21 protein-coding genes are annotated in these 16,737 nt (G+C 64.0%); 10 read left to right on the forward strand and 11 right to left on the reverse strand.

The window, feature by feature from the left end; translation table 11 throughout:
• Positions 1-162: 162 nt before the first annotated feature.
• The 5 genes from AC1DFR_RS00640 to AC1DFR_RS00660 form a co-directional block, all read right to left on the reverse strand.
• On the reverse strand, positions 163-1,338 hold the full coding sequence (locus AC1DFR_RS00640) for a PRC and DUF2382 domain-containing protein (RefSeq protein WP_476872467.1): 1,176 nt from the start codon (positions 1,336-1,338) through the stop codon (positions 163-165).
• 605 nt (positions 1,339-1,943) lie between these two features.
• Entirely contained in the window at positions 1,944-2,291 is a 348-nt protein-coding gene (locus AC1DFR_RS00645; RefSeq protein ID WP_476858480.1) for a hypothetical protein, read from the reverse strand.
• A gap of 159 nt (positions 2,292-2,450) precedes the next feature.
• The gene (locus AC1DFR_RS00650) at positions 2,451-2,897 is read right to left on the reverse strand and encodes an Hsp20/alpha crystallin family protein (RefSeq protein ID WP_476849222.1); all 447 of its coding nucleotides are present in this window, start codon (positions 2,895-2,897) and stop codon (positions 2,451-2,453) included.
• 326 nt (positions 2,898-3,223) lie between these two features.
• Entirely contained in the window at positions 3,224-3,490 is a 267-nt protein-coding gene (locus AC1DFR_RS00655; protein WP_028276267.1) for a GlsB/YeaQ/YmgE family stress response membrane protein, read from the reverse strand.
• Positions 3,491-3,692: 202 nt separating this feature from the next.
• Complete coding sequence (locus tag AC1DFR_RS00660; RefSeq protein ID WP_476872468.1) at positions 3,693-4,196, reverse strand: MarR family winged helix-turn-helix transcriptional regulator; 504 nt, start codon at positions 4,194-4,196, stop codon at positions 3,693-3,695.
• A gap of 316 nt (positions 4,197-4,512) precedes the next feature.
• Between AC1DFR_RS00660 and AC1DFR_RS00665 the strand changes: the two genes are divergently transcribed.
• The 4 genes from AC1DFR_RS00665 to AC1DFR_RS00680 all read left to right on the forward strand — a co-directional run bounded on the left by AC1DFR_RS00665 (position 4,513) and on the right by AC1DFR_RS00680 (position 7,630).
• A complete protein-coding gene (locus tag AC1DFR_RS00665; RefSeq protein ID WP_476872469.1) occupies positions 4,513-5,352 on the forward strand; it encodes a hypothetical protein in 840 nt (279 codons plus the stop codon).
• Between the two features lie 8 nt (positions 5,353-5,360).
• Positions 5,361-5,762: a phage holin family protein gene (locus tag AC1DFR_RS00670; protein ID WP_043435594.1), complete on the forward strand. Its 402-nt coding sequence runs from the start codon at positions 5,361-5,363 to the stop codon at positions 5,760-5,762.
• 18 nt (positions 5,763-5,780) lie between these two features.
• Complete coding sequence (locus AC1DFR_RS00675; RefSeq protein ID WP_476849219.1) at positions 5,781-6,389, forward strand: DUF3618 domain-containing protein; 609 nt, start codon at positions 5,781-5,783, stop codon at positions 6,387-6,389.
• Between the two features lie 83 nt (positions 6,390-6,472).
• A complete protein-coding gene (locus AC1DFR_RS00680) occupies positions 6,473-7,630 on the forward strand; it encodes a YihY/virulence factor BrkB family protein (protein ID WP_476849218.1) in 1,158 nt (385 codons plus the stop codon).
• Here AC1DFR_RS00680 and AC1DFR_RS00685 read toward each other — a convergent pair.
• From AC1DFR_RS00685 to AC1DFR_RS00700, 4 genes are all read right to left on the reverse strand, one after another.
• On the reverse strand, positions 7,627-8,274 hold the full coding sequence (locus tag AC1DFR_RS00685; RefSeq protein ID WP_476849217.1) for a CG0192-related protein: 648 nt from the start codon (positions 8,272-8,274) through the stop codon (positions 7,627-7,629). The two genes, AC1DFR_RS00680 and AC1DFR_RS00685, sit on opposite strands and share 4 nt — an antisense overlap.
• 215 nt (positions 8,275-8,489) lie before the next feature.
• Complete coding sequence (locus AC1DFR_RS00690) at positions 8,490-8,837, reverse strand: DUF6510 family protein (protein ID WP_243177459.1); 348 nt, start codon at positions 8,835-8,837, stop codon at positions 8,490-8,492.
• Entirely contained in the window at positions 8,834-9,571 is a 738-nt protein-coding gene (locus tag AC1DFR_RS00695) for an FAD-binding oxidoreductase (protein WP_476872470.1), read from the reverse strand. The genes AC1DFR_RS00690 and AC1DFR_RS00695 overlap by 4 nt, the downstream gene beginning before the upstream one ends.
• A gap of 10 nt (positions 9,572-9,581) precedes the next feature.
• Positions 9,582-10,175: a sulfite oxidase-like oxidoreductase gene (locus tag AC1DFR_RS00700; RefSeq protein ID WP_476849338.1), complete on the reverse strand. Its 594-nt coding sequence runs from the start codon at positions 10,173-10,175 to the stop codon at positions 9,582-9,584.
• Positions 10,176-10,432: 257 nt separating this feature from the next.
• On the opposite strand from AC1DFR_RS00700, the gene AC1DFR_RS00705 reads away from it, so the two are divergent.
• From AC1DFR_RS00705 to AC1DFR_RS00725, 5 genes are all read left to right on the forward strand, one after another.
• Positions 10,433-11,833 carry an MFS transporter gene (locus AC1DFR_RS00705; protein ID WP_476872471.1) on the forward strand — a complete coding sequence of 467 codons (1,401 nt, stop codon included), beginning with the start codon at positions 10,433-10,435 and terminating at the stop codon, positions 11,831-11,833.
• Positions 11,834-11,958: 125 nt separating this feature from the next.
• Positions 11,959-12,519, forward strand: a complete 561-nt coding sequence (locus tag AC1DFR_RS00710) for a Chromate resistance protein ChrB (protein ID WP_476872472.1) — start codon at positions 11,959-11,961, stop codon at positions 12,517-12,519.
• 5 nt (positions 12,520-12,524) lie between these two features.
• The gene (locus tag AC1DFR_RS00715) at positions 12,525-12,989 is read left to right on the forward strand and encodes a DUF1232 domain-containing protein (RefSeq protein ID WP_476872473.1); all 465 of its coding nucleotides are present in this window, start codon (positions 12,525-12,527) and stop codon (positions 12,987-12,989) included.
• The gene (locus AC1DFR_RS00720; RefSeq protein ID WP_476872474.1) at positions 12,979-13,584 is read left to right on the forward strand and encodes a cation efflux transmembrane domain-containing protein; all 606 of its coding nucleotides are present in this window, start codon (positions 12,979-12,981) and stop codon (positions 13,582-13,584) included. Before AC1DFR_RS00715 ends, AC1DFR_RS00720 begins: the two co-directional genes overlap by 11 nt.
• Positions 13,585-13,624: 40 nt before the next feature.
• Positions 13,625-13,777, forward strand: coding sequence for an LPXTG cell wall anchor domain-containing protein (locus tag AC1DFR_RS00725; protein WP_028276278.1), 153 nt, complete (start codon positions 13,625-13,627; stop codon positions 13,775-13,777).
• A gap of 170 nt (positions 13,778-13,947) precedes the next feature.
• Here the strand turns inward: AC1DFR_RS00725 and AC1DFR_RS00730 are convergent, their stop codons facing one another.
• Complete coding sequence (locus AC1DFR_RS00730) at positions 13,948-14,583, reverse strand: LysE family translocator (protein WP_476872475.1); 636 nt, start codon at positions 14,581-14,583, stop codon at positions 13,948-13,950.
• A 167-nt stretch (positions 14,584-14,750) separates the two neighbouring features.
• Complete coding sequence (locus tag AC1DFR_RS00735) at positions 14,751-15,569, reverse strand: alpha/beta fold hydrolase (protein ID WP_476872476.1); 819 nt, start codon at positions 15,567-15,569, stop codon at positions 14,751-14,753.
• A 97-nt stretch (positions 15,570-15,666) separates the two neighbouring features.
• Here AC1DFR_RS00735 and AC1DFR_RS00740 point away from each other — a divergent pair, with 97 nt between their 5' ends.
• Positions 15,667-16,731: a hypothetical protein gene (locus AC1DFR_RS00740; RefSeq protein WP_476872477.1), complete on the forward strand. Its 1,065-nt coding sequence runs from the start codon at positions 15,667-15,669 to the stop codon at positions 16,729-16,731.
• The last annotated feature ends 6 nt before the right edge of the window (positions 16,732-16,737 follow it).

Consider the following 16,737-nt stretch of genomic DNA (forward strand, 5'->3'; position numbering starts at 1 on the left):
AGAGGCCATAGCCGTACCGGTGGGCAGGGGATCCAGTTAATCCAACCGGCCGAGGGGTGTGGCCGGGGGGCCACCAATCGCTCGCACCCCCGTTCCGACAACAAAATGCCCGGGGCTATGGGTCGCAGCCCTTGCCCCGGGCATCTAAAACAATCCGCATTTTCAGCCGCGGCTGGCGTCGGTTCCCTCGGAGCCCTCTGATCCCTCGCTGTCCTCGCCGTCAAAGTGTTCCTTGTGGACCTTCTCACGGATGGTGACTTCATCTGCGACCGTTTCAGTAACGATGCGGACCCGTTCAACCGGGACGGTCTCCTTGGTCACTATGACTCGCTCTTCGTGAAGGATTACCTCGTCGTCGCTGGCCGGACGGTTCGAGACCTCGTCGCGGTCTTCCTCGGCAATCGGTTCCCGCTCGATACGAACCTCTTCGCGCTGCACTGGCACCGTCCTGGTGACGGTTTCCGTCGTGACGTATTTGCGCAGGCGCCCCCGGCCCTTGGCGTCGCGGGTTTCGGCGCGGTCCTTATCGGTGTCCTGTGGTGTGGCTGGGGTAGGGGCGGTGTCGGTGGCTGGCGTGGTGGTGCCGTATCCGGCTGTGCCGGCGGCGTCGCGGGTTTCGGCGCGGTCCGTATCGGTGGTGTCCTGTCGTGTCGTGGGTGGCGGGGCGGCGTCGGTGGTGGGTGTCGCTGTGCCGTATCCCGCTGGGCTGGTGGCGTCGCGGGTTTGGGCGCGGTCGGTTCCGGTGGTGTCCTGTCGTGTCGTCGGTGGCGGGGCGGCGTCGGTGGTGGGTGTCGCTGTGCCGTATCCCGCTGGGCTGGTGGCGTCGCGGGTTTGGGCGCGGTCGGTTTCGGGGGTGTCCTGCCGTGTCGTGGGTGGCGTTGCGGCGTCGGTGGTGGGTGTCGTTGTGCCGTATCCGGCTGGGCTGGTGGCGTCGCGGGTCTCGGCGCGGTCCGTTCTGGAGGCGTCCCGTCGTGTGGCGGATGCTTCGTCAGCTGTATCCGCGTCGGTGTAGGCGCGTCCGCTGTCCATCCGGTAATGCTGGTAGAGCCGGTCTTCCTCGGCAGGCTCCAGAGGCCGATCGGCGTCGATCCTTGGCGCGTCCTTGACCTGATTTTTGTTGTACGGGACGACGATGTCATTGCCCTCCAGCCGAGCACCCTCGAGGGGAACAAATGATTCGGACATCCCGAACAGGCCCGTACGGACGGTTACCCAGCTGGGCTGGCCGGCTTCGTTGTCTACGAACACCTGGCCGATGGAGCCGATCTTTTCTCCGTCTCCCGACAGGACATTTGCGCCTTGGCTGAGCAGACGGTCAATTTGTTCGGTGGTGAGCATGACGTCTCCTTGGATCTCTTAGGTTGAAATAGTGGGTCCGATCGGGAGCCCTTGATGGGTCGCCCGACCGGTACCGGACAGGTCGCTTTGGTGCTGTCCGGTGCTTGGGAAGCGTACGCGGCAATGCGAACCACGGGAGTGGGCGATGATTAGTCGGCAGTGCGCTCAGCTGAGGTTTTCCGAGGCCGACCCGCAGTTCTGGCAAGGTTGGGGTCCTGCGCGAGACCTTCGCGAGCGGGGGCCTGAAGTCGAAAGGGAGCGCAGACTGGGGATGAACGTTGTCGCCACCGCCAGTCCGGCTTGGAGCCGGTGGGAAATGTCCAATGGAATGCGCCGCCATTCGATCAGGAGGCTGGGACCGGTCCCGTTGCGCAGGGAGTTCTCCTGCGCCGTTTTTCGTGTTATATCACGAGCCCGGTTAGATTAGGAAGCCCCCTTATGAATAGGTGAGCTCCCGGTGGTTGGGCTCCGCCGGAGGGCACACGGGGGAAGCCCGGGCGCCCAGGAGACGGCCCGGTGAGGACACCCGCGGCGGGCATTCCGGGCCGTACAGGTGGGGTCCTTGCGCGAGGCGATGGCGGAAAGAGAATTGTGCTGGACCAAGTCTAGTCTTGGTCCAGTTCGTCGAGTAGGGACTTCGCTGCGGCGGCGACGTCGTCGTGGTTATTCTGGGCGGCCCGGCTCTCGATGGCGAGAATCGCGCAGCGATGCAGCCGGCGGAAATCACCGAAGGGAAAGCTGTAGCGCCCCTTCGTGTCGTGCGTCTTCTCGGCGTCTTCGCCCAGATGCCACGTGCCGTACTCCTTGTACCCGTGCTTGTCGATGAATGCATTTTCTGTCTCAGCGTCGGGCGCGTGCTCGCTCCAATCGTCACGGGTATCCCGGGCAAACCTCGAGTCCTTGATGAGCTGCCGAGCATGACGCAGCGCCGCGTCGTTGATCTTGATAGTCATGAGATGGTTTCCGCTCTGTGGCAATTTTCGGAGGCGGGGGCTGCGGAGGCCGTGGCGACGCAGGGCACCGGAAAGAATACCGATGGCCCCCTACGCCATGCCAGAAGGAGCCCGTGGTCGCTGGTCGGTGCCGGGCGAGTCAAGTGCCGAAAATGCCGTTCAGGTCACGAAGTTCTCTGGTGCTTCCGGTGACTGGTTTCCACCGCGGGAGACATGGACTTTCGTGGCGGACGGTCCGGACTGCTCCGGGATCTGGGCGCGGATTTCCAAGACACCGTCGATGTAGCTGGCCTCGACGGTGTCGGGGTCCGCGCCGCGGGGCAGCGGGACGCTTCGCGAATATTCGCCGTACCGCACTTCGCTTCGGTAACCCGGTTGATCCTTGTGCGCGGGCTCGGTGCGCCGGGCAGCGATATTCAAGTTGCCCTCGGTGACGGTGATATCGATGTCCTTGTCCGGGTCGATGCCGGGGATATCGGTTCTGACCACCAAGGTGTTTCCGTCCCGGTATTCCTCGACCCTGAGCCAGGTGTCCGTCTCGCCTTGCAGGAAGCGCCGGACTGGTTCGGGCACGTCGATGCCTGTGCGGCGGAATAGGTTGTCCATGTCTATCTCCTTGCTGTTTAGCATCTCTGGTCGCATGGTGTCGGATGCGCGCGGAGCAATGACTTCTGCCGCTTTGGCGATTACTACTTACGACAGCGGAACCGGCCGCCGGGGCTGCGCTCGGAGGCTTTCGAAGCTTGTTCTCGACGAAGCGTTGCGGGCGGGCGCCCGGCGTGAGGTCAACCGTCATGCCGTTGGACTCGGCGGCGCGGGCCGAGAAACGCCGGGTGGTTCCTCCCGGGGTGTTTCAGCAGCGGCCCGCAGCCGTCTAACAGAAGTCGCAGGGCGTCCTCAGTGGCAGCCCTGCATCCGGAGGATCGAGGCTGCTACGCCCTGGTCCTCCGACCGGCAAGAGCCCCATAGATCAGGAGCACAATAACGGCCCCGAGGATGGAGAGGAGCCAGGTCCGCAGGTCAAAGAAGTCAGCGAGCCCTCCGCCGAAGATCAACGAGCCGATCCAACCTCCGAGGATTGCGCCCACGACGCCAACAACGAGTGTAATCAGCCAGCCGCCTCCTTGACGGCCGGGAAGGACCGCCTTGGCGATAGCTCCAGCGATAAGGCCGAGAATGAGAAAAGCGAGAATTCCCATCTTTGTACTTCCTTTCGGTAGACCGGTCGTGGAATGCGGCCGTAACGGCGATTTAATCAGCATGCATAGTAACGCGCAATACCCGGCTCATGGGCCTTCTGTCTTGCTCGCCCCTTGCCGGTCCGAACTGCAATGGAAGCGGCGACTGCCCGTGGGCGCCGGGCGGGGGAGGCCCAGAGGCACCCAGCCGCGGGCGGCTAGTTCATTGGCGCCGGAGGCCGTCTTGGGCAAGGGAGGGCACGTCGAGCCTGGAGTTCCTGGTCGTGGAGCCTTGGGTGCCGGGCCGTGGAGCCTGGAAGAAATCCACAAACCGGGCGAGTTGCTCAGACAGGGCCTCCCACCCGTCGAAGTCGGCAGGAACGGCTGCGCGCTCAGCCTGGGAGGCTGCTTGCAGTGCGGCTGTGCCGGCGTCGGTAATCTCGACCTGAAATTGGCGCCGATCGTCCGGGTTGCGCGTCCTGGTGACGAGACCCGCGTCCTCGAGCCGGGCAAGGACGCGGCCGAGCGTTTGGCTTTGGACATGAACTCTTGCGGCGAGCTGTTCCTGGTACATGGGGCGGGGAGCCACGGCTTCCAGTGCGATGACGGCGGCACGCGTCAATCCCAGTGGCGCCAGGGCATCGTCGTGGAGGCGTTGCACTAAACGGGCCGCTGCGGTTAGAAGCCGGTAAACGTCCCGGGCGTGGGGCTCGCGGGCGAGGATCACGAAGACGACCTTCCTGATTGGGTGGCAACGAAAGTCACGCTACCTGCGACGGCGGCACAAAGCGCCGACGCTGGACCCCCACCATATGCATGCCGGACTCCTTTTTGGCAAGTATGCTTACTATTTTTCACGCGCGGCTTGCAGTGCGCGCCGCGCGTCACCAGACGGGCGGGAGGCGGCCCGTCCGATTTTCGATCGAGGCCTTGCGCGACATATAGCAAGTGTGCTTAGTATTTGGTTAGTAACCGTGCTTACTAATTTCATCCGGTAGCGCTAGTCACGATCCCAAGCGGACCATTCCTGAAAGAGAGCAACGATGACACAGAACCCATGGGCCCAGGCAGCACCCGAAGCTTCCCCGGACCGGTACGCCGGCGTTGGAGTTATGCCCCCACAAGGCACGGGACGCGCTGACTCCAAACAGGAAGCGGCCAAGGACGAAGCTGCGGACGTAACGCGGCACGCGGCAGATGCTGCCCAGAACGTCGCCGAGACGGCTAAGACGGAGGCAGTCAACGTTGCCGCCGAGGTCAAGACCAATGCCCGGGACCTGCTTCACCAGGCCAAGTCCGATCTCACCGAGCAGGCAGGAACCCAGCAGCAGAAGGTCGCCGAAGGTCTGCGGTCCGTCGCCGGCGAACTGCATTCCATGGCTGCCGCCTCCGACCAGCCCGGCGTGGCCACCGACCTTGTCCGCCAAGCTGCCGAGCGGTCCTCCGCTGTTGCGTCCTGGCTCGATGGCCGGGATCCGGGTTCGCTGCTGACCGAGGTTAAGTCCTTTGCCCGCCAGCGCCCGGGAACCTTCCTCCTGCTCGCGGCCGGAGCCGGTGTTCTGGCCGGGCGTCTCAGCCGCAGCTTGAGCGCTGGCGCCCCCGAAGCGACGGGCGCTACCGCTACGGGCACGTCCACTGGCGGCCGGATCCCCGATACCGGGGTAGCGGTTCCGCCGCCGCCGGTACAGATGCCCGCTCCGCAAACCACGACGGCGGGCCTAGCCGACACCTACCCGCCGAATCCGCTGGACTCCGATTTGGGAACCCCCGATCCGCTCCGCGACGCCGGGCAGGGGCGCCGGTCCTCAGAGTCCCTGGCCGGTGAGCCCTTGCAGCAGGCTGATCCGCTGCGCGATGACCCCTTTGACGGTGGCCGTCGATGAGCAGCGAAATGCCTCCCACAGCCGCGCAGGCGAAGGCTGAATCGACTTCCCTGGGTGACCTCCTCGGTGAGGTCACACGGGACATGTCCACCCTGATGCGACAGGAAGTGGAACTGGCCAAGGTCGAACTTAAGCAGTCCGCCACCCGGGCAGGCAAAGGCACCGGCATGCTCGCCGGCGCCGGCGTCGCTGGCCATTTCGTGCTCCTGTTCCTGTCTTTGGCGCTCTGGTGGGCGCTGGGGATCGTGATGGGACTGGGCTGGTCCGGCGTTGTTGTCGCCGTCATCTGGGCAGTTGTAGCCGCCGTTCTGGCAGCCATGGGCCGCAAGGAACTGAACGCGATCAAGGGCATGCCGAGGACGGCTGAAACCCTCCAGGAAATCCCGCCCACCCTAAAACCCAACTCCTAGATTCAGCGAGGAAACACGATGAGTGAAAACCCGGATGTCATCCGAGCAGATATTGAAGCAACCCGTGCCCGCCTGGGCACAAACGTGGACGCCGTCGCTGACAAAGTCACGCCGTCGCATATCGTCCAGCGGCAGACGGACAGAGTCAAAGAGAACGTCAAAGACGCCGTCTTCGGAGTGAAGGATAAAGTCATGGGAGCCGCAGACCACACCGCCGACCACGTCCACTCCACCACCGGAAGCGTCGGCTCGCATGTGAGCGACGCGGGCTCCGCAGTTGCGGGCGCGCCGGGCCAGCTGAAGAACAGGACACAGGGGAACCCACTGGCTGCCGGGCTGATCGCCTTTGGTGCCGGCCTGCTCGTTTCCTCCCTGATCCCGGCCAGCCAGAAGGAGCGTGAAGCCGCTGATGCCCTCAAATCGGCGGCCGAGCCACTCACCACGGAACTGACGGACGCCGCCAAGCAAGTGGCCGAAGGCCTCAAGGCGCCCGCCCAGGAAGCCATGGAGAACGTCAAGGCCACTGCCGCGGACGCAACCGATCACCTCAAGGCAGACGGGCAGGCCGCTGTGGAGGACGTCAAGGATCGGACTGCCGAAGCCAAGGACAACGTTCAGCAGGCCTGAGGCCGCGTCTGAATAAGGCCGGCTGCCCTCGCTGATGCGCTGGGCGGCCGGCCATTTCCCTTAACCCCACGAAGGAATTTCCAATGGCCAAGAACCCAACCAAGGCAGAAAATGAATCCATGACCGACGCCGAAACGGACGAGAGCAGCACCGCCAAGGCCCGGACGGCACCTGCCCCGGACGACTCCCGTAAACCGGACAGCCCGGCCGACGTCACTAAGCCCTCGTGGAAGTACATCGCCAAGAAGACCCTGCGTGAGTTCACCAAGGACCAGTGCCCGGATCTCGCCGCAGCCCTGACCTACTATTCGGTTCTCTCAATTTTCCCGGCGCTGTTGGCACTCGTGTCTTTGCTGGGCATCTTCGGGCAGGCAGAGAAGACCACGTCCGCGCTTCTGGAGGTCGTCCAGGGTTTCGCGCCTGCTGAAACTGTGCAGGCGATCAAACAACCAGTCGAGCAGCTCAGCAGTTCCTCCGCTGCCGGACTCACCCTGGTACTCGGCATCCTCACCGCCCTCTGGTCCGCCTCCGGCTATGTCGGAGCCTTTGGCCGGGCAATGAACCGGATCTACGAAATTGACGAGGGGCGGCCGTTCATCAAACTTCGGGGCACGATGCTCGCCGTCACCATTGCCACCGTGCTGATCGTTCTTGTGCTTTCGGCCATGCTGGTGCTGAGCGGGCCGGTGGCCGAGGCCGTCGGCAACGCGATCGGCTTGGGCGGGGCCGTCCTGACGGCGTGGAACATTCTCAAGTGGCCGGTGATTCTGTTGCTCGTGATTCTGGCGATCGCCATCCTCTACTACGCTACGCCGAACGTGAAGCAGCCCAAGTTCCGCTGGATGAGCCTGGGTTCCGCTATCGCCTTGGTCATCTTCCTGCTGGCGTCCCTGGCCTTCGCTTTCTATGTGGCCAACTTCAATAGCTACGAGAAGACCTATGGTGCGATCGGCGGCGTCATCATCTCGCTGCTGTGGCTCTGGATCCTGAACATGTCGTTGCTGTTCGGTGCCGAGTTCGACGCCGAGATGGAGCGTGGACGCCAACTCCAGGCCGGCATTGAGGCCGAAGAGACCATCCAATTGCCGCCACGGGACACGAAACAGAGCGACAAGCTCCAGGCCCGCGAAGAAGAGGACATTCGCCGCGGGCGCGAACTGCGGGAACAGCACGGGATCCAGCCTGAACGGCAGGAAGGCAATACCCAACCCCGGAACACGGACGGAGTGGGGCGCCCCTAACCCGCGGAACTGTCAGGCATCACTAAGGCGGCGAGTTTGACGTTGTCCTTCTGACCTTCCCAGGTGCCGGTCAGAGCGAGCGGGCCGACCGGTTGCTCATCCAGGTCCAGCCGCCGGATAACAAGCAAGTGAAGGTCAGCAGTCTCGATGGCGGTGCCGGCGTCGGTGGCGCGCGGTGCCGCTGAAGAGACGTCAGGGACTGCCTCGAGTTTCGGTCCGGTGCTTCGCACGAAGACCGTCTGGGCCAGAAGTTCCAGATTTTCCCCCTTTTGGAGGTATTGCTCTGCCTGCGGCCGGCCCAGCATGATGCTCGCCGCCAGCGCTGCCACGTAGATTGGATCGGCGCAGGCATCGTAAACCCACCTCGGGCCGAGAACCGAGTGCTGCATGGTTCCGACCAACCAGGATTCCGCTCCGGCCAAGGGCTGGGCCCTGTACGTGAGTGGGACTTGAAAAGTGGAGTTGCCCACCGACACGATGATGGTTTCTATGCCGACCTCGCCGGCGGGGTCGTCGAACCGGTAGGAGCCTACTTTGTGCAGCGCTGCCGTGCCGGGTTGCGTGAACCACGGCTGGCGGGGCAGCCACTGTGCGAGAAGTTCAAGTTTCGTCGGCTGCAGTTCTGCCTGGTGGATGATCGCCATGACTGCAAGCCTAACCGTGCACTGGCGACACGTTGATCAAATAACTAGAGGAAAGGTACTGACCACTGGTTGGCGATCGCCCGGCCGAGTGTCGTTGTTCCAGATCCACTGGCTCCCATGATGAAGGGTTGAGAGTGTTCAGCATCGTCGCAGGCTACCCCTTCACGCCCCCTGCGGTCTTGAGCACGCCGGGGTGCGGATAGCAGAGCAGCGCGTTAGGTCTCCCGGTCGATCTGGAGGTAGCTGAGTCCGCTGACATCGAGCCAGAATTTAGTCGGAGTCTCTACGAGACGCAGCAGGACGCCCCCGCAGGAACTGCAGCGCACAACCATTCCCGGGGCATCGGCATAGACCGCTGCTTCGCCGAAGACCCTGACAGCGCCACAATTCTTGCACCGACCGATCGCTGCAATGATGTCGATGCGGAACAGTTCCCACAAGGGTCCTGCTGCCGCGTTCCCGTCAAGATGAGGTATCGGATTGCCTGCGGTCCCGGCGATGTCCTGGTCCTCGAGGCGCGGGTCCTCAGCACCAGGGGAAGCGGAGCCGTTGTTGCCAGTCACCGTATTCCTCCCGTTCCGCCAAAGCGTTCGGTCTTGATCGAGGAGGCCGGGTAGCCCGCCTGCACCATCCACTCTGTGACCGTTTCGACAAACATCGTCTGACCGCAGATGAAGATGTCGGGTGCCATGTCTGCCGGCAGGATGCTTGCCAACAGTGTTTCAGCGGTAAGTCGCTTCGGGGCCATTGGCCAGCCCTCCGGAACTTTGCGTGTGTAGACATAGTCGACCGTCAGCTTGGGAGATCCCTGGTTCAAGGTGAGCAGCTCCTCCCGATAGAACCCTGCCTCGGGCGATTTCAGCGAGTACAGCAACCGGAACTGTGAAGGATTCCCGGATGCCTCGTGGGCGCGGATCATGGACATGAGCGGGACAATGCCGGATCCCCCGGCGATCAGCTGAACCGGGTTGGGGTCGGTCGGAAGCCAGACGAACCAGCCGCCGACAGGCCCCCGGATCTCCAACTGGTCCCCGACCATCAGGTCTCTGACCAGGTAGGGGGAGACCTCCCCGTTGGCCAGTTCGTCGACCGTGATCTCCAGGAGTTCGTCCATGCCGGCCGTGGCCACTGAGTAGGACCGCACTGCCGTGTATCCGTCGTCCGCCGTGAGCCGGATATCGATGTGCTGGCCGGCAAGGTTGCCGTTCAGCCCGTCCACGCGCAGGCCGATGGTTCTGGAGGATTCCGTTTCTGGAACGCCACGAATCACCTCGGCGACGCGCCACAGGGTGCTCATCTGTCCTGCCTCATGAGTAACGCTCCTCGCGCCACGGGTCGCCATAGATGTGGTACCCGTTCGATTCCCAGAAGCCGGGAACATCGTGCGGCATCAGCTCGATGCCATTGATCCACTTCGCACTCTTCCAAAAGTACAGATGGGGTATCAGCAGGCGGGCAGGGCCACCGTGGGCCCGTTCCAATGGCTCACCGTCGAATTGCCAGGCCACCCATGCCTGGCCGTCCAGCAGGTCCTGCAACGGGACATTGGTCGAATAGCCGCCGTAGGAGTGAGCGGTAGTGAACTCGGACGTTGTTTCCACATCCGCGAACAAGGTGTCCAGGGACACCCCGCGCCACGAGGTGCCCAGCTTGGACCAGCTGGTCACGCAATGAATATCGGTCCGGATATCAATCTGCGGTAGCGCCAAGAGCTCATCCCAGGACCAGGCGCGGCGCTGCCCAGTCTCCGTTGTAATAAAGAATTCCCAGTCAGCCCGGGCGATATAAGGTGCAGGGCCCGCCGTCAGTACGGGAAAGCTTGGCGTCTCGTATTGGCCGGGTGGTAACGCTGGATTGCCGGTGCGCCGTTTTCCATGAAAACCAGACGAGATGATTCCCATCATGTACCTCCGATGCGGAGCTCCGCCGGTCGAATGTAATCGGTGCCCCAACGATAGGGCAACGGCGGGACAGAGACCAGACATAAAAATATACTCCGGTGCCGCCAGGATACGCCGAGTACGTAAACGCAGCCGACGGCGTCGTCTGTCGCCAGAGCGACGGGCTGAACGTCCTTCCATAGGTGAGTCCGGCAACCGCCGGGGCGGGTGTAGCTTGAAGGATGAGTTCCCTACCGTCGGCGCGTACGCAGAGGCTCGTGCTGTGGATCGCGATTCTCGCTTCCTTTGTGTCGTTTCTCGACGGCAGCGTCATCAACGTAGCGCTGCCGGCCATTTCCCGTGAACTGGGCGGCGGACTGACAACGCAGCAGTGGGTTGTCGATGCCTACCTGATCACCCTGGGTTCACTGATCCTTGTCGCCGGTTCGCTCTCTGATTTGCTGGGCCGGGTTGTCGTTCTCCGGGCAGGCCTGATCGGGTTCGGCGCGGCATCAGTGATGTGTGCGCTGGCACCGACAGCGGACTGGCTGGTCCTGGCCAGGGCGCTTCAAGGCGTCGCGGGCGCCCTGCTTGTGCCCAGTTCCCTGGCTCTGATCACATCAAACTTCGACGAAGCGCCCCGGGCGAAGGCAATCGGCCAGTGGACTGCCGGTACAACCGTGGCTTTCATCGCGGGACCCCTGCTCGGCGGAGTGCTCGTTGATTCGGTGGGCTGGCGTTGGATTTTCGGAATCAACGTCCTGCCCATTGCCGTGACCTTGTACCTGCTAGCCGTGTTGAGGGTCAAGGACGTTCGCAAGGAGGGCGTGCGGATCGACTACGCGGGTGCCGTGCTCTGTGTGCTCGGGCTGGCGGGGCCGGTCTACGCGCTGATCGAACAAGGCAACTACGGCTGGGGGAGCCCCCTCATTCTGATGCCCTTCGTCTTCGGCATCCTGTGCCTCGCCGGGTTCATTTGGCGGGAAAAGACCGCGAAGTACCCGCTCCTGCCGCTCAGCCTCTTCTCCGTCCGAAACTTTGCCGTAGGCAACGTGGCTACGGCCTTCGTCTACGCCGCGCTGTCGATCGGCGGGTTCATCATCGTGCTTTTCCTGCAGCAGGTTGCCGGTTTTCCGGCGACGTCGGCCGCTCTGGCCTTGCTTCCCGTCAGCCTCGTCAACATCCTCCTGGCGTCATGGTTTGGCTCACTGGCCGGGCGGTTCGGCCCGCGGTGGTTCATGGCATTCGGACCTGCCCTCGCCGGGGGCGGCTACCTCCTGATGCTCGCGTCGGAAATCCCGGTCAACTACTGGACCCAGCTGATGCCCGGGATCCTCCTGTTCGCAGTCGGGCTATCGGCGACAGTCGCACCGCTCACCGCCGCCATTCTCGGTTCGGTCTCGGAACAGCAGGCCGGCATCGGCTCGGCAGCGAATAACGCCGTCAGCAGGGTTGCCGGTCTGATCGGCATCGCGCTGGTGGGCCTCGTCATGGGCGGCAAACTTGATCTCGACGGATTTCACCGGGTGGTGACCGTGACGGCGGTGCTGCTCATCCTCGGGGGCATCGTTTCCGCCGTCGGCATCCAGAATCCGCCTAAGCGGCCTGCACTTCGGGCCAGGCAGAAAGTCCCATCCCAAGGCACCCGGAGCTACCGTATTTTCAGACCGGGCCGATAGGGCTAAGGGATTCCATCGGACCGACCGAACGTACCGGCCGAGGCCCTCGGGTACCTGTGCCGTCCAGAGCAGCTGGTGATGTAACAACAGTTACTTACTTTGTTGTAGCAGTATATGATTGACGCATGGATTGGTTGGTTCTTGTTGTCCGGTTGACTGGTGAGGCCTCACGGACGAGGGTCGGTGTGTGGCGGGAGCTCCGGAGGATCGGTGCTGCGCCAGTGGCCTCAGGGGTGTGGACCGTTCCCGACACGCCGTTCTTCTCGGAAGCCGTGCCGAGGGTCGTGGAGCTGGCCGGCCGCGGAACCGGCAGTGTCCTTGTCCTGCCCACGCCGGGCAGCGGCGATGCGGGAGTGGAAGGCCTGCGCTCGGCATTCGAGGAGCTCAGGTTGGATGAGTGGAAGGAATTCACCGGCGATTGCGGGGCGTTCGAGGCCGAAATCGCCAAGGAAACCCGAAGCCGCAAGTTCACTCTGGCGGAGCTGGAAGAGGAAGAGCAGAGCCTGGACCGCTTGCGGCGCTGGTACCGTGATCTGAAAAGCCGTGACGTTCTGGAACTGCCGGAAGCGCAGGCCGCAGACGAGCTGTTGCGCGAGTGCTCCGCTGTATTCGACGAGTACGCCGAGAAGGTCTACGCGACTCTGCATGCCCCGGCAGGCCATGGCCTGCCGGGGGCCGGGGAGTAGGGGCCGTGCAGTGGTGGCAGACGGCGCTGGGTATCCTGGCCGGGCTCGTTGGCGTCTACGCGGTTCTTCTGCTCGGGTTGTGGGCCTATGCGAGGTCCCATCCGGAGACGGTGGGTATGCGGGACGCGTTGCGGCTGCTGCCGGATGTGTTGCGCGTGTTGAGGCGTTTGGCGGCCGACCCGGCGGTATCCCGCGGCGCCCGGATCAAGCTGTCGCTTTTGCTGGGATATCTGCTCTTGCCGCTGGATCTTGTCCCGGACTTCCTCCCGCTGATTGGCTATGCCGATGACGTGATTGTCATGGCCCTGGTTCTTCGTTCCGTGATCCGCTCCGCGGGTCCGGAGTCTTTGCGGCGGCATTGGCCGGGCACCCCGGCCGGGCTTGCCGTCATCGAACGGCTGGCCGGCCTGCCGGCACCCATCGCCGGAAACGCCGGGGGCGCCGGGAAAGAGAGCACAGATGCTGCCTGAAATCTTGGTGCGCCCTGAGATGGCGCGCCTGAGACGTCGCGGGTTCATCCTTGAGGGCATCACGCTGGGCTGGAACGTCGTCGGCGTGGCAGTTCTTGCCGTCGCTTCCATCACGGCCGGATCGGTGGCGCTGGCCGGCTTCGGCCTGGACAGCCTGATCGAGATCGGTGCCAGCACCGTGGTGATCTGGGAACTCTCCGGGACCGGGGAACGGCGTCAACGGTTCGCGTTGAGGCTGATCGCCGGGGCGTTCGTTGCCCTGGCCCTCTATCTGCTCATCCAGTCCGGACTTGCCTTGGCGGCCGGGCACCACGCACGGCCGAGCCCCGCCGGAATTATCTGGACGGCTGTCACGGCAGTGGTGATGTTCGCCCTCGCAGCCGGAAAGGCCCGCACGGGCAAGGCGCTGGGCAATCCCGTTCTGATAGCAGAGGGCAAGGTGACGTTTATCGACGGTCTTCTGGCGGCCGCCGTGCTGGCCGGTATCTTGCTGGACACCTTTGCCGGTTGGTGGTGGGCCGACCCCGTGGCCGGCATGGTCATCGTCTACTACGCGGTCCGCGAAGCCGTGGCCATCTTCCGCCACGATCACTGATCGTTCGGAATCAGCCACCTGGGTGGCTTAGGCTTTCCGTATGGGACTAATAATCACACTGCTTATCATTTGGCTTATTCTTTCGATCCTTGGCTTCGCTGTGAAGGGTCTGCTCTGGTTGGCCATCATCGGACTGGTGCTCCTGGTGGCTACGGCTGTATGGGGCTGGGTGAAGCGCAAGGCCAAGGCCTGACGCAACCCTGATCTTCATTCGGCGGCGGCCGGTCCTCTTCAGGACCGGCCGCCGTTTTCGTGAAATTCGCGGAGTCAATGAGCCAACTCGGGGGTGGCGTCCTCAACAGGAGTGGGTTGGCTTTCTGCCGCATAGGGAACGGCACGTGTCCGTCGAGGTCCGGCGCGCCGCTACGAGCTGGTGCTGGATGCCAGTACACCCAGGCCGAGCGCGGCGATGATGCCGCTGCTGCCGCGTTCGAGCCAACTGCTCACCCGGGGGCGCTGCAGCCAGGCCATTGCCTTCGCTGCCGCGACGGCTACAGCCGCCAGGTAGAGGAATCCAATGGCGCTTTCGATGGCACCGAGCACCATGGCTGTGTCCAGCGTGTTGCCGCCGTGTGGAATGAACTGCGGCACGACGGCGAGGTAGAACAGGCCGACCTTGGGGTTGAGCAGTGTGGAGAACGCGCCGGCGCCGAAGCCGGTCCTTCGGCTGTAGCTCCGGCGGGGAGCGTGCCCGGCCGTCGGGGATGGAGTTGTGCGGCGCGCCCGGATCAGCGACGAGATTCCCAGATACAGCAAGTACAACCCGCCTGCGATCTTCAGCCAACGGAACACTTCCGCCGAGTCCTCCAGCACGGCGGCGAGCCCCACTCCCACCAGCGCGGCCCAGACCAGGGATGCCAGAGCTGAGCCCAGCGCCGCCGCCAGGCCGGCCCCGGCACTTTGCAGCGAGATCCTCAGCACCAGGAAGGTATCCGGGCCGGGGGTAACGGAAAGCAGCAGGCACAGCCCGGCAAAGGCCAGGAGGGTCACGGCGGTCATGGGCACCATTGTCCTTTCGCTGGCCGCCCGACTGCAATCCGTCGCGATGGTTTGCTGCTTACCGGGCATTGCATGACGCCGGTTGGACGCCGCGGACGCATCGCCTTGCCCTTCTTCGGCGGAGCCATGACACAGGGATTCCGTCCGCATGCGGGCGCCACTGCCCGCTAGCTTTTGTCGTCTGACGCCTCACGCACGCGCATGAGCCAGTCGGCGGCAAGGGCTCGCACGAGGTTGGGTTGCTCATGGATCAAGGCGTGGCCGGCGCGGTCGAGTACGGCCAACGTAGCGCGTGGGTAGTGCAGGATCAGCTCCGACGGTCCTGTGTGCCCGGCGGTGGCATCCTGTCGCCCGGCAACGACCAACACCGGATGAGGATAGGCTTTCGCGGCTTCCGGCCGATCCCGCAACTCCCAGTGCGAAAAGATCCGCATCAGGCTCGACTCGTCAGCCAGGGACGTTGCGGGAGCCACATACGCCTGGAACCGACGCAGCGTTTCAGGCGTCTGCACAACGAAGTAGCTGCGGTAAGTAGCCTCGAGATCCGAGCCGAGTGCACCGGTCAGATCGACCGACGAAACAAGGACCTCGTGCTGAGGCACGTCGCGCGTCTGTTGGCCAACAGGGCAGATTAGCGCCAGCCCGACGGCCTGATCAGGTCGCAGACTCGCAATCGCACGGGCCAGGTAGCCGCCGTAGGACTGACCCACGATAAGAAACGGTTCATCACCAATAGTGCTGGCGATAAGGCCGAGCAGAATGTCCACGACGTCGTCATTGCTCGTGATCGTCTCAGGCGCCGGGGTCCGGCCCATCCCGGGCAGGTCCGGATACAGGCGCCGGTAGCCAGGCACGTCGTCGAAAATCGGTTCAAGGGCACCGGCGATCTCGCGATGATCCACACCGGCGCCGTGCAGAGCGAGAACCGGCGTGCCACTGCCGTACTCGGCGTAATGCACAGAAACTCCGCTAACCGTGGTCTCCATCACGCTATGGTAAAACGCGTTGCGACGATACCCGCCATCATCGACGGCACCTGAGACCGCTCCAGATAAAGCTGCGCTGTGGTGGGAGGATGATCTGATGACGCCAAGTGTGGACGTATTTCTGCGGGGGCCCCGGGGGCGCCGTCTGTGCCTCGAACTGGCGATGCAGCTGGATCCGGAGGTCAAAACGGCGGCCTTCTGGTTGGGATACGAACTTGATAGTGGACCGGGGACCTCGCGGATCCTGCTGAGCGCTGCTGCCTCCGGGGAGACCGCGACGCCGGCCTTTGCCGCGTCACCAGAACAGCTGGCTGCCAGGCTCGCCTCACTGGATTTTACCGACCTTGACAGCGACCTGGTCCAGGCGGCCCTCGAGCGGTCCGTGGACGCTGCAAGGTACTGGCAGGCACCCGATGGAGAGGACGTGCTCGCGGATCTCCCGGGTGTGACGGCGGCCCTGTCGCCCGTCGCGGAACAGGTCATGGCGCTGCCCGACATCCAGTGGTTCTGGCAGCCTCGCCGGGCGGAGCAGTGGGCCATCGACTGGCGATCGACAGACGGCCAGGCACTGCTGCCGAAGAATCCGCGACAAACACTGGCTGGGTGGGGCCGAGACGAACGAGCCGGTGAATTGCGGGCCGCGCGCGAACGCCCGGGCGACCCTCGCGCCAACTGGTCAGGAACCTGGTGGTCGATACCGCACGGGCTAGTCCACACCGTCGGGCAGGTCCCGGCCGCACTGAGCCTCGTGGAAGATTCCCTGGGGTGGGAGCAGGCGACCACGGTTCCAGTTCAGGGAGCGGGCCGGACACTTGAGATCGGCACAGCAAAAGACTGGATAACGCTGTGCCGCAGGTTCCCAATGGAGGTCACTGCATCCCGGCGACACGACTGGTTCCGCCTGACTGGACGCGACGGCCGGTGGGTCATCCCGGATTGGGAACAAGTGGCAGGGGAGTGGGACGCCGCGCACCTCTCCGTCCTGGGTTACCTCGACGGCGCGACGCGCCCACTACAGGTCGACGCCGAAACGGCGACGGTCATCGCCGGATGGGCCCCGGACAGCACGATCTGGCTGACAGATGTCGCGCACGAATCGGGTGGCCCGCGGCAGGCATGGCACCGCGCCTCGCACGGCGACCCCTGGACTCGCGCGCCGTAACAGTCG

This window comes from Arthrobacter sp. 05T410 (genome assembly GCF_056396505.1).